Source organism: Neolewinella xylanilytica, from assembly GCF_002934605.1.
GTDB lineage: Bacteria > Bacteroidota > Bacteroidia > Chitinophagales > Saprospiraceae > Neolewinella > Neolewinella xylanilytica.
This window is the reverse complement of record NZ_PTJC01000006.1, coordinates 1957987-1978239: the sequence shown is the minus strand read 5'-3', so window position 1 is coordinate 1978239 and position 20253 is coordinate 1957987. Positions and strand designations below refer to the sequence as shown.

Here is a 20253-nt window from a genome sequence, read left to right as displayed (position 1 = left end):
TAAGCTGGATCGCCAATTCAGTCTTTGGAACCGCGGTACAGTTCGTACTTGACGAAGCGGGCCTCTACCGGGCCGTTCATGACGGGGATTTTCCGGCTGCTGCGCAGCCCGACCGACTTCACGGCGGCCGGATTGGCGGAAATTAGCCAGGCGGTGTATCCCGCCCAGTTGGACTTTAGCGTATCCCCGATCTCCCGGTAAAAACCCTCGATGTCGCCGGTTTCCATCCGCATTTCATAGGGCGGGTTGGTTACGATCAGTCGCGCAACATCGGGATCATTACGAACGGAGGGTGGAGCCAACTCCCCGAAGGCTGCCTGTCGCAGTTCCACGCATCCATCCACTTTGGCGCGCTCTACCGTGGCGCGGGTGACGGCTACGGCGAGTCCGTCGATGTCCGATCCGAGGATGGGGTAGGGAGCAGGCCGGATCCGGTCCAGGGCTGCCTGGCGAACGGCACTGTAGGCGGGAAGGTCGAAGTCCGGCCACCGTTGGAAGCCAAACTCCCGGAGCAGCCCGGGCGGGCGGCGGGTAGCCAGAGTGGCGGCTTCGACGAGAAAAGTGCCGGATCCGCACATGGGATCGACGAGTACCTGGTCGCCGGTGTAGCCGGCCATCTGCAGCAGACCGGCCGCCAGCACTTCGTTGATGGGGGCTTCCCCCGTACGACGGCGGTAGCCGCGGCGGTGAAGACCGTCGCCGGAACTGTCGACACTCAGCAGGGTTTCTCCCCGACCCGTGATGCGGAGGTGAATGCGTAAGTCGGGGGCATCTTTATCGACTCCCGGCCGGGTGCCGTACTTATCCCGAAACTGATCCACAACGGCATCCTTCGTCAGCTGGGCAATGAAGTGGGTATTCCGAAACCACCGGCCGGGATCTACCACGTCCACGATCAGGGTGCCTTCGGGGAGCAAGTACTTCCGCCAATTGTTGGCCCGTAGGCGGTCGTACAGCTCCTGTTCGTTGTTGACTGTGAACGAATCGATGTTAATGAGCACCCGGAGTGCCGTTCGAAGTTCCAAGTTGGCCCGGTATACGGTCTCCATGGTTCCCCTGGCGGTGACCACCCGCCGGCCGACCTCCACGTCTTCCGCTCCCAGTTCCCGGACTTCAGCGGCGAGGACATCTTCCAGACCGGCGAGCGTAGGAAAAGCTAAGGTGAGGGAATCGGACATGCTGGTAAGGGCTTTGTAGTGTATGATGGAAGGGGGAAAGGGGTGGCTGGGGCTTTAGTCCCCGTCATCGTGGGTTTCCCGGTCCCCCCAGCGAAAGGTGTCGTCTAAATCGAATCCAGCGAGGTCCAGCACCCGGTCGACGATTGTACGCACGATTTCCTCCGCGGTTTCGGCCTGGTTGTAAAAGGACGGTACCGCCGGACAAACGACGCCACCGGCCTCGGTGATCGATACCATGTTTTTCAGGTGGATCAGGCTGTAGGGAGCCTCCCGCGGCACCACGATGAGGCGCCGGCGCTCCTTAAGTACAACATCGGCGGCCCGCGTGATCAGGTCGTTGGAGATGCCCCCCGCGATCCGTGCCATCAGTCCCATGCTACAGGGGCAAACGATCATCGTGTCGTAGCGGGCACTTCCGGAGGCAAACGGGGCCATGAAGTCACGCTGGCCGTAGTAAGTGAACGGATACTGCTTCCAGTCTTCGTTCCCAAGTTCGAATTGCCAGTTGTATTTACCGTTCTCGGTCAGTACTACTCCAACATTTTCCCATTTTGACTTTATATCTCGGAGGCGGTCGAATAACACCTTGGCGTATAGCGACCCGCTGCTTCCGCCAACGGCGACTACGATATTTCTACCTGACATCTTAATCATTCTTATCCGGCTAACGCCGGGCTAGGGTATAGGTTGCCTTAGTTCCGATTGTCGGGCTAATGCTAACTTGGGAGCGTGAAGATACTGCGCTGGCTCGCCATTGGACTAATTGCTTTGGCAGGGTTGACCTCCTGCGAAGACGCCATTCGTGACGGGGGCACCGTCGGTCCGATCATACCGGAAACCTGGACGGAAGATTCTACCTATTTCACGATCGACGGATCACCGAACCTGCTGCTCGGCTTTGATTTACGCGGGCAGCCGCTCGATACGTCATCTCTCGGGGAGCTAATAAACCGAATCGCAGTCAGCGGTGGCAACTACCTCGCGTTCAATGGATCGGAGCTATCCAACACAATACTTAGTTCGGCCTACTCCCTAGGCGCGAAGCTCGGGGTAGTAATCGATACCTCCGGCCTGCCCTATGGGTTTACCGTGGCAAACAGTGTAGCTTCCTTCAACGCGGCCCTGCTTGCCGGCAGCCCGGCGGCGGGATACCGACAACCGGTCCAGACGGCGCTGAACAGCTTTCGGGCGGCCCGCACCGTGGAGCGCCACGTGCGTTTCTGGGATATGCGGATCGACGACGAATTGCTCGGGGAAGCACCGCCTCCGGGTACGGTGGCGGCCACCGATGCGGAAAACAATTACCTGGTTTATATCGCGGATGTCGGCAGGGTACAGATCATCTTCCGCGACAGCAGTCAAGCCGCCCGGCGGGTAACCGTGGTGGGGCATTTGGGTACCCAGCGGTCGGAGATCCTGTATCCGCCGTACGACCGTAGCTTCACGCTGCAATCGAACGAAGCGAAGGGAGGCTGGATGCTCATCGAGCCGCTGGAAGAAGGCCGCTAGCCCGACTATTTAATCATGGTCAGGAAGGTGGAGAAAAACCAGTTGCTATCCACTTTCACCAAAGCGGCCAGGGCGGAATCCGCTTTGTGGCTGTACAGCTTTAAGTCCTTTACCACGGTACGGAACTCATCGGCTTCCTCCGACTTCCCTTCCACTCCGGTCAGGTCGTCCAGTAGCCGGAGCATCGGTTCCAGTTCCCGCTTTTTGCGGGCAATGATGATGTTTTTCACCACTTTGGACATATCTTTTTCACCGATAAAAAATTCCTTGCGTTCGCCGGTGATCAATTTTTTGTGTGCCAGTCCCCACTCCAGAAGCATCCGGGTATTGGTATTGACGTTCCCGCGGCTGATCTGGAGTTGTTCCATAATGTCATCGGTACTCAACGGCTCGTTGGCCACCAACAACAGGGCGTGAATCTGGGCCATGGTGCGGGTTACGCCCCAGGAACTGCCGAGCGTTCCCCAGGCTTCGATAAACTTTTCCTTTCCCTCTTGTAATTCCATTGATGATCAAAGAATAAATGCTGATAATTGGTTTACTAAAAAGAGAAAACCCCGGTGGCGGAAGCCATCCGGGGTTTTCCTTAACGGTGTGGGTGGGCGTGATTACATCATGCCGCCCATGCCTCCGGGCATGCCGCCACCGCCATGGGAGTGACCGCCCATGCCGTTGTCAGCCTCGGGCTTGTCGTTGATCACGCATTCGGTGGTGAGGACCATTCCGGCAATCGAACTGGCGTTCTCCAGCGCGATACGGGTGACCTTGGTGGGGTCGATTACACCGGCCGCCTTGAGGTCTTCGTATTCACCGGTACGGGCGTTGTAGCCGTAGCTGCCCGTATTGGTGCGAACGGTCTGTAGCACGACGCTGCCCTCTACTCCGGCGTTGTCGACGATCGTACGGAGCGGCGCTTCCAGTGCCTTGCGGACAATCTGGATACCGATCTTCTGATCTTCGTTTTCACCTTCCAGACCTTCCAGGCTGTCGATGGCGCGCACCAGGGCAACACCGCCACCGGCCACTATACCTTCCTCTACCGCCGCACGGGTAGCGTGCAGCGCATCGTCGACGCGGTCTTTCTTTTCCTTCATTTCCACTTCGGTAGCGGCTCCGACGTAGAGTACGGCTACACCACCGGCTAGCTTGGCAAGCCGCTCCTGGAGCTTTTCGCGGTCGTAGTCGGAAGTAGTGGTTTCAATCTGCTGCTTGATCTGGTTGACGCGGCCGGTGATCTGGTCGGTAGAACCCGCACCGTTCACGATGGTGGTGTTGTCCTTGTCGACGGTGATCTTTTCGGCGCTACCCAGCAGGTCGAGCGAGGTCTGATCGAGTTTGTACCCTTTCTCTTCACTGATGACGGTCCCGCCTGTCAGTACGGCGATATCTTCCAGCATGGCCTTGCGACGGTCACCGAATCCGGGAGCCTTGACGGCCACGACCTTCAGCTGGGCACGCAGACGGTTCACGACGAGTACGCCGAGTGCCTGGCTTTCGAGATCCTCGGCGATAATCAGCAGCGGCCGTCCGCTCTGAATAACTTGTTCGAGAATGGGAACGATGTCCTGCATGTTACTGATCTTCTTGTCGTGGATCAGGATGTAGGGATTCTCGTACTCGGTAGTCATGCTCTCCGTGTCGGTCACGAAGTAGGGGCTCAGGTAACCGCGGTCAAACTGCATACCCATTACTTCCTCCACGTAAGTGTCGGTACCCTTGGCTTCCTCAACGGTGATGACGCCGTCTTTGCTGACGCGCTTCATGGCGTCGGCGATCAGGCTACCGATTTCGTTATCGTTATTGGCGGAAATGGCAGCAACCTGCTGGATCTTTCCGAAGTCGTCACCGACGACTTCACTCTGGCCCTGCAAGTGCTCGATGACCTTCTTGGTGGCCAAATCGATACCGCGCTTCAGGTCCATGGGATTGGCACCGGCGGTTACGTTTTTCAGACCGGCCTGAATCATGGCCTGCGCCAGTACCGTGGCGGTAGTGGTACCGTCACCGGCAATGTCGGCGGTTTTGCTGGCGACTTCCTTGACCATCTGGGCACCCATGTTGGCGACCGGATCTTCCAGTTCAACCTCTTTGGCGACGGTTACACCGTCTTTGGTAATCTGCGGGGCACCGAAGGATTTTTGAATAACGACGTTGCGACCTTTAGGTCCTAGAGTCACCTTAACGGCATTGGCAAGGGCGTCCACACCCGTGCGCAGTTTTTCGCGAGCTACGCGATCAAAGCTAATATCCTTAGCCATAGTTGTTTATTATTTTATCGGTTGGTTAAATGCAATTGCTGGCTGGAAATCCTAAAGGATAACGAGGATGTCGTCCTCCCGCATGATGAGCAGGTCCTGACCTTCGTGCTTAAGTTCCTGTCCGGCATATTTGCCGTAGAGAACGATGTCGCCAACGCTCACGGTCATGGCGTTGCCTTCTTTCCCCGGTCCTACGGCGATTACTTCGCCACGTTGTGGCTTCTCCTTTGCGGTGTCGGGTACGATGATCCCTCCGCTGGTTTTTTCTTCGGCGGGAGCGGGCTTGACCACTACTCGATCGTTGATCGGCTTCATGTATGGTATGTTTTGGTTGAAATAATTAGTTTGTTCTCACCGACGGCAATGACCGTCGTGCTATCCGGGGTACGAACACCATGCCAGCTAGCGTTGGCAGACAATTTGTCAGATGCTGGACACACATGCCGCCGGTGCGTGACAGTGCTGCTCCCGGGGTGCTAGCGTGCGTAGCGGTTGCATTGGCTATTTTTCCTACTTTTGGGCGCTCAATCAACCCCGTACATGGCCACAGATAACGCTATTTCCGTTGACGTCGACGTTGCAAAGAATTTAGGGCTTACCGCCGAGGAATACGACCGCATCGTCGAGATTATCGGGCGCACCCCGAATTTCAACGAGCTCAGCATTTTCTCGGTCATGTGGTCCGAGCACTGCTCCTACAAGAACTCCATTATGTGGCTGAAGACCCTGCCGCGGGAAGGGGAGCGCCTACTGGTCGGTGCCGGGGAGGAAAACGCCGGTTTGGTAGACATTGGTTCCGGACTGGCATGTGCCTTCAAAATTGAGAGCCACAATCACCCCTCGGCCATCGAACCCTATCAGGGGGCGGCCACCGGGGTAGGGGGCATCCACCGGGATATCTTCACTATGGGCGCCCGCCCTATTGCCTCGCTCAACAGTCTGCGGTTCGGCGATCCCCACCTGGCACACACCAAACACCTGGTAGCCGGAGTGGTCAAGGGTATCGGCGATTATGGTAACTGTTTCGGCGTGCCCGTAGTGGGCGGGGAAGTCTACTTCCACCCCAGCTACAACCAGAATATTTTGGTTAATGCCATGTCGGTAGGCATCGTGAAAGTAGGCGAGACCGTCTCCGCTTCCGCCGACGGACCCGGCAACCCGGTCTTCATCGTTGGTTCCGCCACCGGGAAGGACGGCATTCACGGCGCCACCTTCGCCTCGGCGGACCTCACCGAGGATAGTGCCGAAGACCTGCCGGCCGTACAGGTTGGTGACCCTTTCCAGGAGAAGCTCCTGCTCGAAGCCAGTCTGGAAGTGATCGCAACGGGTGCCGTAGTCGGCATGCAGGACATGGGGGCGGCGGGCATCACCTGTTCGACTTCCGAAATGAGCGCGAAGTCCAAAACGGGCATGCGCATCGACCTGGACAAGGTGCCGACGCGGCAGGCGGACATGAAACCCTGGGAAATCCTACTGAGCGAAAGTCAGGAGCGGATGCTGATCGTCTGCCAAAAGGGCCGGGAAGCGGAATTACTGGCGGTCTTCGACAAGTGGGACCTGGAGTGCGAGCAGATCGGCGAGGTGACCGACACCGGTCGCCTGGAGTTCTACGCCGGCGGAGAATTAGTCGCCGACGTGCCGAGTGAACCCCTAGTGCTCGGTGGTGGCGCACCGGTTTACGAGCGAGAAACCCGCCGGCCGGCCTATTTGGATAAGGTTGACCAGTTCAATATGGACGACGTGCCGGTTCCCTCGGACCTGCGCTCCGTCGCGGAAAAACTATTCAAAGCCCCGAGTTTGGTGAGCAAGCACTGGATTACGGACCAGTACGACGGTACGGTACGTACCAACAGCATCACGGAAGTCACCCCGTCCGATGCCGGTCTGGTACGGCTTAAGGGTACCGACAAGGCACTTGCGGTCACGACCGACTGCAATTCCGCATATGTTTACGCGGATCCCTACGTCGGTACGATGATCGCGGTAGCGGAAGCGGCCCGCAACATCGTTTGCTCCGGAGGCGAGCCGGTGGCCATCACGAACTGCCTCAACTTCGGCAATCCATACAATCCCGAGGCATTTTACCAGTTCGTCAACGCGATCAAGGGAATGGGAGAGGCCTGTCGCGCCTTCAATACGCCGGTAACCGGGGGCAACGTCAGTTTCTACAACCAGTCTCAGTACGAGGGCGGCCGGGTAGAGCCGGTTTACCCGACCCCAACGATCGGCATGCTCGGCATCGTTGATAATATCAAGCGGACCATGTCGCTCGATTTCAAGGATCAGGACGACGTGATTTACCTCGTCGGCGATAGCAAGGAAGATCTTGGCTCCTCGGAGTACCTGCGGACCATCCACGATATTGAATTCAGTTCCGTTCCGTACTTCGACCTGAAGCAAGAACAGAAATTGCACGCTGCCATCCTGGCTGCGATCCGGGGAGAACACATCAAGAGCGCCCACGACGTGAGCGACGGCGGGTTGTTCCAGTCGTTGGCCGAGTCGGCGATCGCGGGCGGCCATGGCTTCACGGTTGAAACGGACCAGCAAATCCGCAAGGATGCCTTCCTGTTTGGCGAGGCCCAGGGTAGAGTGGTCGTCAGCGCGGACGAGTCGCGGACCGGCGATCTGGAGGAATTGTTGCACCACCACGGTGTCGGATTTCTGGTGCTGGGCCGCGTGGCGGGAGACAACTTTACCGTTGACGGGGAAGATTGGGGTAACCTCCTGGCCTGGGAGATGCGCCATAACGACACCCTGGCGACCATACTCGAGGGATAATTCAACCTTGCCGGCGGCCTAAGCTTTTTCTAACAAACGAAAACTGATGCGGTACCACGTCCTTCTTTTAAGCCTGTGGGCGCTTATGCTTTCGGCCTGCTCTTCGGATTCGGGTGGAGGCACGACCATCGACGTGCATCTCCAGGATGCCGCCGGCCTTTCCGCTAACCTCGACCGGATCATCCTCGGCGGGGAGAAAGAAATGCTACGCAGTGCCACCATCGACGACGGTGGCCATTTCACCTTTGCTTTCGATCAACCACTTGCCGACGGACTGTACCAGATTCGGGTGGGAGCCCAGAAAGCAACGCTGGCACTGGCCGATACGGACCGCGAAATCACCATCGACGGACAACTTGGCAGTTTCGGTGATTACGATTTCACGGTAGACGGTTCGGATAGTGCCTTGGAGACCGCGGAAACGGTGCGTACGATTTCACAGGTGAAAGGACTGGAAGAGCTTGAGCGAACGATAGATGCCGTTGAAAACGATTACACGGCAGCGTACATTACCTTTAACAGCCTGTTGCGGGCGGGAGAGCAGGGCTTACCTATCCACGAGCGGGTGGTAGCGCGCTTGCCCCAGGACGACGCCAACCGGATCAACTATACCCAGTACCTGGACCAGCTGCGGCAGCAAATTGCCTTTCAGAAAAGTCAGCAGTTGATCCAACCGGGAAACCCCGCGCCGGATCTTAGTCTGCCGGGTCCGGACGGAGGGACCGTCTCGCTGTCCGATTTGCGCGGCCAGGTCGTCCTCCTCGACTTCTGGGCCGCGTGGTGTAGGCCCTGCCGCCAGGAAAATCCGAACGTGGTAAAGGTTTACGACCGGTACAAGGACCAGGGCTTCACCGTTTTCAGCGTGAGCCTGGATGGTGTTGATGACAGACAGGCCGAGCGCCTCACGCCGGAACAATTGGAAGAAGCCCGGGAAAATCATCGGCAAAAATGGATCGCCGCCATCGAGCAGGATGGGCTAAGCTGGGATAACCACGGCAGCGAACTCAAGTTCTGGAGCGGTGAGGCATCCGCGAAGTATGGCGTTCGCGCCATTCCGGCGACCTTCCTGATCGACCGCGAAGGCAACATAGCCGAAGTAGGTCTGCGGGGTGCCGCTTCCATCGAACGGGCTCTGCAGAAGGTTCTTTAGAGAAAGTCGGTACCGCCCCGGATCACTACCGGGTAGCACTCCGCGCCAATACCAAAAGCTTCCTCGTAGGCCTGCACGATATCGGCTTTGAAGTCGTCCATCCGGTCCAACTTGACGAGGTTGATCGTGCAGCCGCCGAATCCGCCCCCCATGAGACGGGAACCCGCCACGCCGGGATACTGCTCGGCAAACGCCTGGAGAAAATCGATTTCATCGCAGCTCACCTCGTATAAGTCCCGCAGCCCGGCGTGGGTTGCATTTAGGAGATTGCCGACCTCGATACTGCTGCCAGCCTCGAGGGCGATGACGGCCCGGGTTACTCGTTTGTTCTCGTCCACGACGTAGGTGGCCCGTTTGCGCGCCGTGTCATCAAGGCGATCGCTCACCGACTGGAGTTGGTCCGGCAAGGTGGCGCTGAGGTGAGTGACGCGGGGGAATACGGACTGAATGGCTTCCAGCGCCCGTTGGCATTCGGCGACGCGTTGGGCGTAGGCACCGTCGCTAAGGTTATGGGACACCATGGAGTTGACCAGTACGAAACCGTAGTTTTCCAGAGCGTTCTTTACGGGTTCGGAAGATAGGGTGTGGCAATTGAGGATGATCGGGCCGGATTCCGACCCATTCAGACTGGCGAACTGGTCCATTATCCCCGAGGGAATACCCAGGTAGGTGTTGCTAGACCGCTGGCAGAGAGCGGCGAGTGCCGGACGGCTGTACCTCGTATTGAGGAGCGCGTTCAGTAAAAAAGCCATTCCCCCCTCCAGGGCGGCCGAGCTACTCATACCGGAGCCCCGGGGCAGATCGCCCCCGAAAACCACTTCCAAACCGGGTAGAAACTGGCCCTGATCCTGGAACTGCACCCCGATCCCGGCCAGATAATCCGCCCACAACGTGCCGCTGCGCCCGGTCAGGGGCAGGGGGAGGGTAACTCGCTCGTCGAGGTCGACGGCATGGAGGCGCCACTCAGGTGCCTCGATTCGACGTGCCAGGAAGTAGATTGCGTAGTTGATCCCCGCTGGCATCACCAGCCCGCCGGTGTAATCGACGTGCTCCCCGATGATATTTACCCTTCCGGGCGACCGTAAAGCGTAGGTCCAGGCTTCCGGCTTTTCCCCAAATTTGTCCTTCAAATATTGGGTAACGTGACCCGGCAGTGATGCCTTCATTTATTCGGTTTCGTCCATCGTGTGGAATACGTTAGCTACGTCATCGTCTTCCTCGAGCATGTCGATAAGTTTAATGACGGCCTCCGCTTCCGTGTCGGATAGGGTTTTGGTGTGGGTGGGAATACGAACTAGCTCCGCGTTATCAACCGGGATCTTGCGATTTTCCAGTTCGTTCTGAAAACTGCCGAAATCTTCGAAGGCGGTATAAAAGACGATCTCATCCTCTTCCCGTTCCACGCTTTCCAGGCCCGCGTCGATGAGTTCCAGTTCGATCTCTTCGAGATCGCCCTTGAACTTTTCCTGCTTCACGCGGAACTGCCCCTTCCGCTCGAACATGTAATCGACCGAGCCATTTACCCCGAGGTTGCCGCCGTATTTGCTGAACACGTGGCGGATGTTCGCCACGGTCCGGTTGTTGTTGTCGGTGGTGGCATCTACGAACACGGCAACTCCATGGGGCGCATAACCTTCGAAGGTGACCTCATCGAAATTCGCGGCGTCTTTGTCGGTAGCCCGCTTGATGGCCGCGTCCACGTTCGCCTTTGGCATGTTGACGGCTTTGGCGTTGGCGATAGCCAGCCGCAGCCGCGGGTTATAATCCGGGTCGGCCCCACCTTCCTTAATGGCGATGTTGATCTCCCGGGTAACTTTGGTAAACGCTTTGGCCATGCCTGCCCAGCGCTTCATCTTCCGGGCTTTGCGGTATTCAAATGCTCTTCCCATACCTGTGCAATTTGCGGCAAATATACATTGTTCGCGTTCCCGTGGAAGGGGATCGGCAGTTAATGCAGTCGGATTGAAAAATGCGGACCAATTGCGCGCGCAATTAATCGCTCGGTCGTGATTCGATTCGCGGCCCCCTCGCCGGCGTGAAAGCTAGACCGTTCGGTTCTTCTCCTACATCGATACGAACTCAACAATCTCGAGTCCGTAGCCCTCGAGTCCGATCCGATGCTTAGGGGCATTGGACAGCACCTTGAGCTTGGATATCCGAAGGTCGCGAAGGATCTGCGCGCCGATTCCAAAATCGCGCTGTTCCTCGCTGCGGGGTTCAGGCGGCCGTACCGTCTTGCCATCCTGCATCCGTGATTTGAGTAACCGCAGTCCGGCGATGATGTCGTTCGCGTCCTGGTGGGGGCGCATGAAGAGCAATACGCCCTTTCCGGCCTCCGTAATCTTTTCGAGCGGTCCGTGGAGCCCGGTGCTGTAACCACTTAACAGACTGTGCAATAAGTCCCGTGAGCTGGTGCTGCTGTGTACCCGGGTTAGGACGGGCTCGTCAATCTGCCATTCGCCGTGGGTGAGCGCCAGGTGGACGTCTTCATTCGTCGTTTGGCGGTAGGCGTGAAGGCGGAAGGGACCGTAGCGGGTATCCAGGTCCATGCTGAATTCACATTCGACGAGCCGTTCCGTCCGCAGTCGGTAAGCAACGAGGTCCTCGATGGTAATGATCTTGAGATTGTGGCGTTCGGCGATGTCCAGGAGTTCCGGCAAGCGGGCCATGTTGCCATCCGGCTTGAGGATTTCCACGACGACACCGGCGGGGTAGAGGTTGGCCATGCGGGCCAGATCCACGGCGGCCTCCGTATGGCCGGTCCGCCGCAGCACGCCACCCTTGACGGCCCGGAGAGGAAATACGTGTCCGGGACGGGCGAAATCGGAGGGCCGGGCGCTGCGTTCGGTAAGCCGGCGGATGCAGGTTGCCCGGTCGTAGCTGCTGATCCCGGTGGTGCAGCCATGTCCGATGAGATCGATGCTGACCGAAAAGGCCGTTTCGTGGATGTCCGTGTTGGTGTTGACCATCATGGGCAGGTCGAGATCGTCGGCTCGCTGCTCCTCTATGGGGGTGCAGATGAGTCCGCGCCCGTGGGTGGCCATGAACGTAATGATTTCCGGAGTGACCCGTTCGGCTGCGCAAACGAAGTCGCCCTCGTTTTCGCGGTCCTCGTCGTCAACCACGATGATTACCCTGCCGGAGCGGATGTCGGCTACGGCTTCTTCGATGGTGTTGAGGCGGGAGCGGATGGAGGCATCAGCCGTCGTCTTGGTGTCGGTGAGAGGGTTGCCAGACATTGGTTTTAATTCCGGTTAGATAATCGACCAGGCCAAGCAAAAGGGCCACGTTCATGGCTGAAAAATAACGGACTGCCGGGCTTGCGGCGCAAATTAGCGCCATCAGAAGCAGAAACGTAGCCGCGATCCAATAGTTGCCGTCAAGCAATAGCAAGGCGAGGAGACTCAAGCCCCCGATACTGAGCAGTAGGGGGGTGAGCCAGCGCAATATTTTGTGACTGAAAAAGGCATAGGCCAAGGGATCGCGGCTAGGCGGCCACCAGAGGCGCCGGAAGCGCAGGAGGTTTTGCCAATTGCCGGCCCCGATGCGCCGCTTTCTGCGAAATTCATCGCCCAGGCGCAACCCGACCCCCTCGTAGGCCACCGCTTCCGGCGCGGCAGCACCCCGCCACCCGGCCTCGTAGGCTGACATGCAAAGGAAAAAATCATCGACCAGAAAGGTATCCGGTACGGGGCGGAAAGCGGCGGCGCGCATCGCCCAGCATCCGCCGAAGGGGCCGATCATCGCCTGCCACAGGCAACTTTCCGCCCGCTTCAGGGCAACCTCCCGTCGGATATACTGGTCTTCCAACGATCCCACCCCCCCGCCGGGCACGCCGGTGTGGACCATGGTAGCATCCGTGACGCCGATCGACTCGTCGGTTAGCATCGGCCGCACCAGTTCCGTAACGGTATCGGGGCGTAGGATCACACTCGCATCGGTGAAGACCAAAACGCCATCGGTGTCGATTTCGCGGACCAGCCGGTTGATGGTGCCGGGTTTACCCAGACGCCGTTCATTCAGTGTCAGGGTAGCCGAGTGTGCGGCCGCGAAACGGTGGAGCAATGCTTCGGAGCCATCCGTGCTTCGGTCGGAGCCCAGGTGGAAGTGCAGCGGCCCCGGGTAATCGATGCGAGCCAGGGAGGCCAGCTTTTCCGGCAGAACGACCGCTTCGTTATGGACGGACATCAGGACGTGAACGCGTGGCCAATCACCGATGGGGCCCGGGGGAGACGCGTCTTTGCACCTGCGCTCCGCCGCCCCTAAGGTCAGGTAAGGATACAGGACGTAGGTATGCAGCACACCGAGTAACGAAACGATCAGCAGGAGAAGTAGCAGGGCATGCACGCTGCGAAGGTAAAGTCCGTAGTCCGTTCCCGGCAATCACTTTCCGCCGCGGTCATTCAGCGGAGGCGTCGAGCGCGAAGAGCCGAAGGAGAGGCAACGGGAAAGTTGGCAAAAGCTAGGTGGCCCGTACGTTCCCACGCGGATGCCGGCGGCGCGGACGGCGACGCGGAGCGTACGGGGGATTACCATCGTTAGCTAGCCAGGACGTCCAGGCAATTGAGGTCTTCAAAGGCAGTTTTCAGACGCTCCTTAAAGCTGATCTCCGCCGACCGGACCCAGACGCGCGGGTCGTAGTTCTTTTTGTTTGGCTTGTCGGTACCGTCGGGGTTGCCGATCTGGGCCTGGAGGTAATCGCGCTTCCCGGCTTCGTACTTCCGTACGCCGTCCCAGTAGGCCCACTGCAGGTCGGTGTCGATGTTCATTTTAATCGCGCCGTAGCTGATCGCTTCCCGGATGTCTTCCTGGCTGGATCCCGACCCCCCGTGGAATACGAAGTGAATGGGGTCCTTATCCTGGATATTAAGCTGTCCTTTGACGAAGTCCTGGCTGTTCTTGAGAATGATGGGGCGCAGCTCCACGTTTCCGGGCTTGTATACGCCGTGGACATTTCCGAAGGCGGCGGCAATGAGGAAGCGGTTACTGACCTCGCTGAGCTTTTGGTAACTTTCAAAAACCTCCTCCGGCTGGGTGTAGAGGCGGCTGGAATCGATGCCGGTATTGTCTACCCCATCCTCCTCGCCACCGGTGACACCGAGCTCGATCTCGATGGTCATGCCGATCTTGGCCATCCGCTTAAAGTACTTGACACTGATGTCGAGGTTTTCCTCCAGGGGCTCCTCGCTCAGATCGAGCATGTGGCTGCTGTACAGCGGAAAGCCCCGCTTGGCGTAGAACTTCTCGCCGGCGTCGAGCAAGCCGTCGATCCAGGGCAGCAGGTTCTTGGCACAGTGATCGGTATGGAGGATGACAGGTACGCCGTAGGCTTCCGCCATGGTGTGGACGTGCATGGCACCGCTGAGGCCACCGGCGATGGCGGCCTTCTGATCGGTGTTATCCATTCCCTTTCCGGCGAAGAACTGGGCGCCGCCATTACTGAACTGGATGATAACCGGGCTATTCACTTCCTTGGCCGTTTCCAGCACCGCGTTGACGGTGCTGCTGCTGGTCACGTTGACCGCGGGCAGGGCAAAGTTGTTGGCCTGGGCGTAGTTAAAAAGTTCGGTGACCTCGTCGCCGTACAGTACGCCGGACCGGAAGGATTGCTTTGCCATGTGCTCGATTATTTTATGGTTAAGGCGCAAAGAAACGTAAAACTAGACAATGTAGTCCTCCGCGCCGGGTTGGAGCAGTCCCTTAGCCCGGCCGTCCGTGATGAAGTGACGCACCGCCGCCTTGCCCTCCTCGCCGAGGGTCACGGTGTACTCGTTGACGTAAAGGTCGATGTGCTGCTGCATAACATCCGGGTCCATTGCCTGGGCGTGTTGTTGCACGAATTCCTGGCTGGCCGCGGGGTGCGCCCTGGCGTATTCTACCGACTTGCGGACGAGCCGGTCGATCTGCTCCTGCTGCTCGCGTACGATGTTGCGCTTGATCGCGATGCCGCCGAGCGGGATGGGCAGGCCGGTCGTTTCCTCCCAGAAATTACCGAGGTCCCGGATTTTCTCCAGTCCCCGTTGCTCGTACGTAAAGCGGTTTTCGTGGATCAGCAGCCCCGCGTCAAACTCCCCGGCGAGCACCGCGTCCTCTATTTCGCTAAACACCACCTCGGTTTTGTCGGATATGCCCGGGTAGGCGAGCCCCAGGAGGTAATTCGCCGTCGTGTAGTGGCCGGGAATGGCCACCCGTCGTGGCGCGGCGGGGGCGCCGCCTTCCGTTTTGGCACGGACGAGTAGCGGACCCACCCCGTGACCGAGGGCGCTCCCGGAATTGAGCAGAATGTAGCGGGCGGTGAGTCCGCCGAAGGCACTGAAGCTCAGTTTAGTGATGTCCAGTTCGCCGCTGATCGCACGGCGGTTGAGGTCTTCAACGTCACCGATGTGGACGTCAAACCGGATCCCTTCGGTGTCGATGCGGCCGTTCACGAGGGCGTCGAAGATGAAGGTGTCGTTGGGGCAAGGGCTAAATCCGAGGGTGAAGTGATCTTTGCGCAAGGCGGATAAATTTTGGTAGTGCTTTAACGTTTGGTCGTCCCGTCCGTTACTTGGCGGTACCGGTAACGTAGAGACACCACCATGCAATTACAAGTTTTATTCGAAGACAATCACCTAATCGCGGTCAATAAACCGGCGGGTTACCTCAGCCAGGGCGACCAAACGGGTGACGTAACGGTCATGGACCTCGTGAAGGAATACATCAAAGTCCGCTACGGTAAACCGGGTGAGGTTTTTCTGGGATCCATTCACCGGCTGGATCGCCCCGTATCCGGCGTGATCCTTTTCGCCCGGACTTCCAAGGCGCTGTCGCGAATGACCGAGGCCTTCCGCGATCGAAAGGTGACTAAAACCTACTGGGCCATCGTCGACGAGCAGCCCGCACCCATTGAGGGGCGCCTGGAAGGCTTTATTTATAAGGATGCGAAAAAGAACATCAGCAAGGTGCTTCCCAAGGCAAATTCAAACCGCCACCCCGGGGCAAAACTGGCGGTACTGGACTACCGCATGCTGGGCCGCATCGGCTCGAACGTTCTGCTGGAAGTAAAGCCGGAGACAGGTCGTCCCCACCAGATCCGCGTTCAACTCGCCCAGCAGCTGGAGAGCCCCATCCGGGGCGACCTGAAGTATGGTTTCCGTACGCCGAACGAGGATGGCAACATCAACCTGCACAGTCGCCGGCTGGAGTTTCAGCACCCCGTAAAAAAGGAACCGGTATCCATCACCGCGAATCCACCGCGTCGCGATCAGCTTTGGGAGCTGTTTTCCGACCTGACCTAAGGGAGAGATGGGCTGCTGGGGCTAGGATCCGCCAGTCTGGCCGGCGCGGGCGGCGGCGAGGGGATCCGTATCCCGGAGTAGCCGCAATGCTTCCTGGACGATCTCGTCCTCCCGGTTGTAGACCTCGTAAAAGGCGGCCGTGCCGAATAACTGACGGGCGAGCCGGCTGCGGAAGTAAAGCATGAGTTCGTCCCGGAGGTGTAGCGGTAGATCGGCGTCCAGCTCGGGATAGTCGGCGACCGCCGCTTCACGCAAATCCGTAATAATTTCCCGCACGTTGGGCGCGAAACCCCGCACGAACGCTTCGACGTTTTCGTATTGCTTCACCTCCGGATGACGGCGTATATAGCCGAACATGTAGGGAGCGATCTGCTGGCGGAGCCGAAGGAAGTCTTCGTTGTTCAGGCTGCTGTCGAGGGGCACGAAAAAGTCGGGCGTAATGCCCCCGCCCCCGAAGACCGGATAGCCATTATCCGTGTAGTAGATCAGGGAGCTATCCACCTGCACCGAGGTCCGGCCGGTAAGCTCGCCGCTTTCGAAGCGACGGTGCAGATCACCGCGGTAGTCTTCTTCGTCTTCGTAATTACGCTGGATGCTGCGGTCACTGGGCGTGTAATAACGGGCTACCGTAAGTCGCAGCGCGGAGCTATCCAATAACGGATACTGCTCCTGCACCAGCCCCTTTCCGAAGGTGCGCCGACCGACGATGATGCCGCGGTCATGGTCCTGTACCGCCCCCGCCACGATTTCGCTCGCACTGGCCGATCCTCCGTCGACCAGCACGGCCACTTCCTGAATGTTGTACCGGGCCCTTCCGGTAGATTTGTACGGTTGGCGGGTAGAGTTGCGGCCTTCGGTGTAAACGAGCAGCACCCCCCGCTGGACGAAGATCTCGCTCAGCAGTTTGGTGGCTTCCTGTAAATAACCGCCCGGATTTCCCCGGAGGTCGAGGATGAGATTCTTGGCCCCTGGTTTTTCCAGGTGTTCCTCCAGCGCTTCCATGAACTCGCTGTAGGTGTTTTGGCTGAAGCGGTTGATTTTTACGTAGGCCGTCTCGTCGTCGATCGTATAGGCGGCATCGACGCTGTATACGGGGATCGGGGCACGGGTAATGCGGAAGGCGATGAGCTCCGGTGTGCCCGGCCGGCGCACGCGGATGGCGACCTCCGTACCTCCTTCCCCACGCATGAGGCTGGCGGGGTCGATGGCGCGTTCTTCCACTCCGGTAACGAGGCTGTCCTCAACGTAAATAATCTGGTCGCCGGGCAGTAACCCGGCATTGTCCGACGGGCCCTGCGGCAGGGCACTGACTACCGTTATCGTATCGTCGACCACGAGGTATTCGATACCGATCCCCTCGAAATTTCCTTCCATGGATTCGGTAAGGGCCTGCATTTCGTCCTTCGGAATGTAGCTGCTGTGGGGGTCCAGCTCGTCGAGTACGGCATGGATGGCCGCCTCGTACAGCTTTTCCCGGTCCGGCTCGTCCACGTAACGGGCGTCGATGTACCCCATCAGTTGCTCGACGCGGCCGCCGCCACTGCCACCGTGGCTGCCGCTGCCGAAACTGATCAGGGGGGCATCCGTATTGAGTAAATAGCCGGCTAGCAGCCCGATACCGAGTAAGGCACTATAAAAAAGGGGCGTCCAGATGTTGAAAGAAGTCTCGTTGCGCATAACCAAAAGGGAAAGGATAAAGGTAAATATTAGTTTGCCCGACCGGAAAATAGTTTGTCGGCTGCCGGGTATGCGGCTCGGGCAGTGGGGCGTTTTTTGGTATTTTGCCGCCCAGCAATTCCCCTATGTCGATACTCGCCATTGCCTATAGCCAAGAAGACCTTTCCGCCGCCCAGCGTATTTCGGCGGCCGTGGAGGCTGATATTGAACTCGAGCACTATCCCGTGGGCAGGGCAAACGACGGAGAGCTGCTGACGGACATTCTCCGCAAGAACCGCCTTCCACTCATCTTACTCATCAGCGACAGCCTGCTCACCAACCCCAATGCCATGCAGGGGTTGATCGGGGTAATGGAGCGTACCGACCAAATCCTCCCGCTGGTTATCGACGCCCACCGGTTGGAGCCCAGCACCGGAGAGGTGATCAGTGTGGAAACCCGCCTTTTCGATCGCACGGACGTGATGCACTACCTCAGTCACTGGCAAGACCGCTACATCGAGCTGCGGCGGGGGGGCGACGACTACACCGATGCCGTTAGCCAACACGCCTTTAAGGCATACCTGCGCAAAATCCGGGAGACGAGTGTAGGAGTGGAGGAAGTACTCGAACAACTGCTGGACCTCGACCCGCTCCCCGACCGGGAATTGCGGGAGGCCGATTACGACCCCATTTACCAGCTCGCCGGACTTCCGGCTCCGGAACCTGCACAGCAACACCAGGAAGAGTCGACCGCCTCCGCAGCGGAGCAAAGTGAAGGTGGGGCGTCGGGCGCGGGTGTAACGATGCGGGATAAAGTGGCCGACCACTCCGGCAACGACCGGCCCGGCTCCGAACCGGCGGATGCGATCATCCGGCGTGCCTGGCGCATGTCGGACGCCGGCAATACCGAAGAGGCCCTGGAAGAATTGACCGAGGGACGGGAGGATCGCCCCGAGCACGCCGAACTTCACTACCAATACGCGCTGATGCTGGCGCTGGCCGCCGACCGCATTGATGCCGCCCGCACCGAGATAACCGAGCTGCTGACCCGCGAACCCAACCACGCCGAAGCCCTGTTCCTCGCCGGAGAACTGCACCTCGCCGCCGGTGATTACCTGCTGGCGCGCCAAAGATGGCAACGACTGGCCGACCTGCAGCCCGGTTACCCCGAGCTGAACCAACGCCTGGGCTACCTGCTCACCGATCACTTTCCCGCCGACCACCGCGAGGCGGCCACCTACTTGAGTCGGGCCACCAAGGACAGCTCGGTTCGGGGAGAAACCTATTATCGGTACGGCAAGCTGCTTGCCGGTCCCCTCGATCGACCGAAGAAGGCCTTTAAAGCACTCCAGATGGCCGTCGAAATCGACCCGGAACACGCGCCGGCCCACTACCTGCTGGCGGTGTTGGAGTTCGATCGGGGCCGCTTAAACCACGCCAGGCAGAACTTTCTACTGGCTGTAAATCTGGAGCCGGCGTACGGTACCCCGGCCAATCGCCGGGCCTTCAGCGCCGGCCATCATGCTCCACCCGTCGAAAAAAAACCGCCCGTGGCCAGCGATGCGCTATCCGCCCTCAAACAAAATATTGCCGAGTTGGAAGCCATGCTGTCCGACCGGGAGGCTCCCCACGCCGAAGTGAAAGTGCGGCGCGGTGCCGGCAAAACGGTCTTTCTGTCCGGAGCTACCAGCGGTATCGGACTAGCCACCGCCCGAAGGCTAGCCGAGGAAGGTTACCGGCTCATCCTGGCGGCCCGCCGGAAAGAGCGGCTGGATGCCGTCGCCCGGGAACTACGGAATGCGGCAGGCATCGATGTGCACACCCTGGAACTGGACGTTACCGATCGGGAACGGGTAGGGGAGGAGCTCGCCAATCTTCCCGAGGCTTGGCGGGCAATCGATATTCTTATCAACAACGCCGGTAAGGCCAAGGGATTCGACCCAATTCATCGCGGCGATCTCGACCACTGGGATGAGATGATCGATGTCAACCTCCGGGGACTACTGTACGTCACCCGCGCCATTTCCCCGGGGATGGTGGCTCGAAAAGGGGGGACCATCATCAACGTAGCCAGTACGGCGGGCAAGGAAGTGTATCCCAACGGCAACGTGTACTGCGCGACCAAGCACGCCGTGGATGCCCTGACCCACTCCATGCGGCTCGATCTCGTCGAACACGGAATTCGGGTCGGACAGATCTGCCCGGCACACGTGGAGGAAACGGAATTCGCCCTCGTCCGCTTCGACGGCGACCGCGAGCGGGCGAAGATTTATCAGGATTTTCAACCGCTCCGCTCCCGTGACGTAGCCGAAACCATTCACTTCATGATCAGTCAGCCGCCCCACGTCAATATTTTGGACGTGGTGTTGCAGGGTACCCAGCAGGCAAGTTCCACCGTCGTAGACCGCAGTGGTCGCGCCCGCTTCGCACCCGAGGAAGAATAA

17 protein-coding genes are annotated in these 20253 nt (G+C 58.9%); 5 read left to right on the top strand and 12 right to left on the bottom strand.

What is annotated here, in order from left to right; genetic code table 11:
• Nucleotides 1-17: 17 nt before the first annotated feature.
• Both CLV84_RS17425 and CLV84_RS17420 read right to left on the bottom strand, forming a co-directional pair.
• Complete coding sequence (locus tag CLV84_RS17425; RefSeq protein WP_104421030.1) at nt 18-1178, bottom strand: THUMP domain-containing class I SAM-dependent RNA methyltransferase; 1161 nt, start codon at nt 1176-1178, stop codon at nt 18-20.
• Nucleotides 1179-1232: 54 nt separating this feature from the next.
• Nucleotides 1233-1823 (bottom strand): UbiX family flavin prenyltransferase, encoded by a 591-nt coding sequence (locus CLV84_RS17420; RefSeq protein WP_104421235.1) that lies wholly within the window; start codon nt 1821-1823, stop codon nt 1233-1235.
• A gap of 84 nt (nt 1824-1907) precedes the next feature.
• Between CLV84_RS17420 and CLV84_RS17415 the strand changes: the two genes are divergently transcribed.
• The gene (locus CLV84_RS17415; protein ID WP_104421029.1) at nt 1908-2687 is read left to right on the top strand and encodes a hypothetical protein; all 780 of its coding nucleotides are present in this window, start codon (nt 1908-1910) and stop codon (nt 2685-2687) included.
• Nucleotides 2688-2692: 5 nt separating this feature from the next.
• On the opposite strand, the gene CLV84_RS17410 is transcribed toward CLV84_RS17415, so the two are convergent.
• From CLV84_RS17410 to CLV84_RS17400, 3 genes are all read right to left on the bottom strand, one after another.
• On the bottom strand, nt 2693-3193 hold the full coding sequence (locus CLV84_RS17410) for a GbsR/MarR family transcriptional regulator (RefSeq protein WP_104421028.1): 501 nt from the start codon (nt 3191-3193) through the stop codon (nt 2693-2695).
• Between the two features lie 102 nt (nt 3194-3295).
• Nucleotides 3296-4945, bottom strand: a complete 1650-nt coding sequence (gene groL / locus CLV84_RS17405; RefSeq protein WP_104421027.1) for a chaperonin GroEL — start codon at nt 4943-4945, stop codon at nt 3296-3298.
• Nucleotides 4946-4996: 51 nt separating this feature from the next.
• Complete coding sequence (locus tag CLV84_RS17400; RefSeq protein ID WP_104421026.1) at nt 4997-5260, bottom strand: co-chaperone GroES; 264 nt, start codon at nt 5258-5260, stop codon at nt 4997-4999.
• 225 nt (nt 5261-5485) lie between these two features.
• Here CLV84_RS17400 and purL point away from each other — a divergent pair, with 225 nt between their 5' ends.
• Both purL and CLV84_RS17390 read left to right on the top strand, forming a co-directional pair.
• Nucleotides 5486-7726, top strand: a complete 2241-nt coding sequence (gene purL, locus CLV84_RS17395; protein ID WP_104421025.1) for a phosphoribosylformylglycinamidine synthase subunit PurL — start codon at nt 5486-5488, stop codon at nt 7724-7726.
• Nucleotides 7727-7772: 46 nt separating this feature from the next.
• Complete coding sequence (locus CLV84_RS17390) at nt 7773-8876, top strand: peroxiredoxin family protein (RefSeq protein WP_104421024.1); 1104 nt, start codon at nt 7773-7775, stop codon at nt 8874-8876.
• Here CLV84_RS17390 and galK read toward each other — a convergent pair.
• The 6 genes from galK to CLV84_RS17360 form a co-directional block, all read right to left on the bottom strand.
• A complete protein-coding gene (galK, locus tag CLV84_RS17385; protein WP_104421023.1) occupies nt 8873-10042 on the bottom strand; it encodes a galactokinase in 1170 nt (389 codons plus the stop codon). The genes CLV84_RS17390 and galK overlap by 4 nt on opposite strands.
• Nucleotides 10043-10765, bottom strand: a complete 723-nt coding sequence (locus tag CLV84_RS17380; RefSeq protein WP_104421022.1) for a YebC/PmpR family DNA-binding transcriptional regulator — start codon at nt 10763-10765, stop codon at nt 10043-10045.
• A gap of 174 nt (nt 10766-10939) precedes the next feature.
• Nucleotides 10940-12115, bottom strand: a complete 1176-nt coding sequence (gene ribB, locus CLV84_RS17375) for a 3,4-dihydroxy-2-butanone-4-phosphate synthase (protein ID WP_104421021.1) — start codon at nt 12113-12115, stop codon at nt 10940-10942.
• Nucleotides 12075-13223, bottom strand: a complete 1149-nt coding sequence (locus CLV84_RS17370) for a glycosyltransferase family 2 protein (RefSeq protein ID WP_104421020.1) — start codon at nt 13221-13223, stop codon at nt 12075-12077. Before CLV84_RS17370 ends, ribB begins: the two co-directional genes overlap by 41 nt.
• Before the next feature lie 191 nt (nt 13224-13414).
• Nucleotides 13415-14494, bottom strand: a complete 1080-nt coding sequence (fbaA, locus tag CLV84_RS17365) for a class II fructose-bisphosphate aldolase (protein WP_104421019.1) — start codon at nt 14492-14494, stop codon at nt 13415-13417.
• 42 nt (nt 14495-14536) lie between these two features.
• Nucleotides 14537-15373 (bottom strand): 1,4-dihydroxy-6-naphthoate synthase, encoded by an 837-nt coding sequence (locus tag CLV84_RS17360; RefSeq protein WP_104421018.1) that lies wholly within the window; start codon nt 15371-15373, stop codon nt 14537-14539.
• A gap of 81 nt (nt 15374-15454) precedes the next feature.
• On the opposite strand from CLV84_RS17360, the gene CLV84_RS17355 reads away from it, so the two are divergent.
• Nucleotides 15455-16153, top strand: coding sequence for an RluA family pseudouridine synthase (locus CLV84_RS17355; protein ID WP_104421017.1), 699 nt, complete (start codon nt 15455-15457; stop codon nt 16151-16153).
• Between the two features lie 21 nt (nt 16154-16174).
• Here the strand turns inward: CLV84_RS17355 and CLV84_RS17350 are convergent, their stop codons facing one another.
• Nucleotides 16175-17830 carry a S41 family peptidase gene (locus tag CLV84_RS17350; RefSeq protein ID WP_104421016.1) on the bottom strand — a complete coding sequence of 552 codons (1656 nt, stop codon included), beginning with the start codon at nt 17828-17830 and terminating at the stop codon, nt 16175-16177.
• 125 nt (nt 17831-17955) lie between these two features.
• On the opposite strand from CLV84_RS17350, the gene CLV84_RS17345 reads away from it, so the two are divergent.
• Nucleotides 17956-20253 carry an SDR family NAD(P)-dependent oxidoreductase gene (locus tag CLV84_RS17345; RefSeq protein ID WP_104421015.1) on the top strand — a complete coding sequence of 766 codons (2298 nt, stop codon included), beginning with the start codon at nt 17956-17958 and terminating at the stop codon, nt 20251-20253.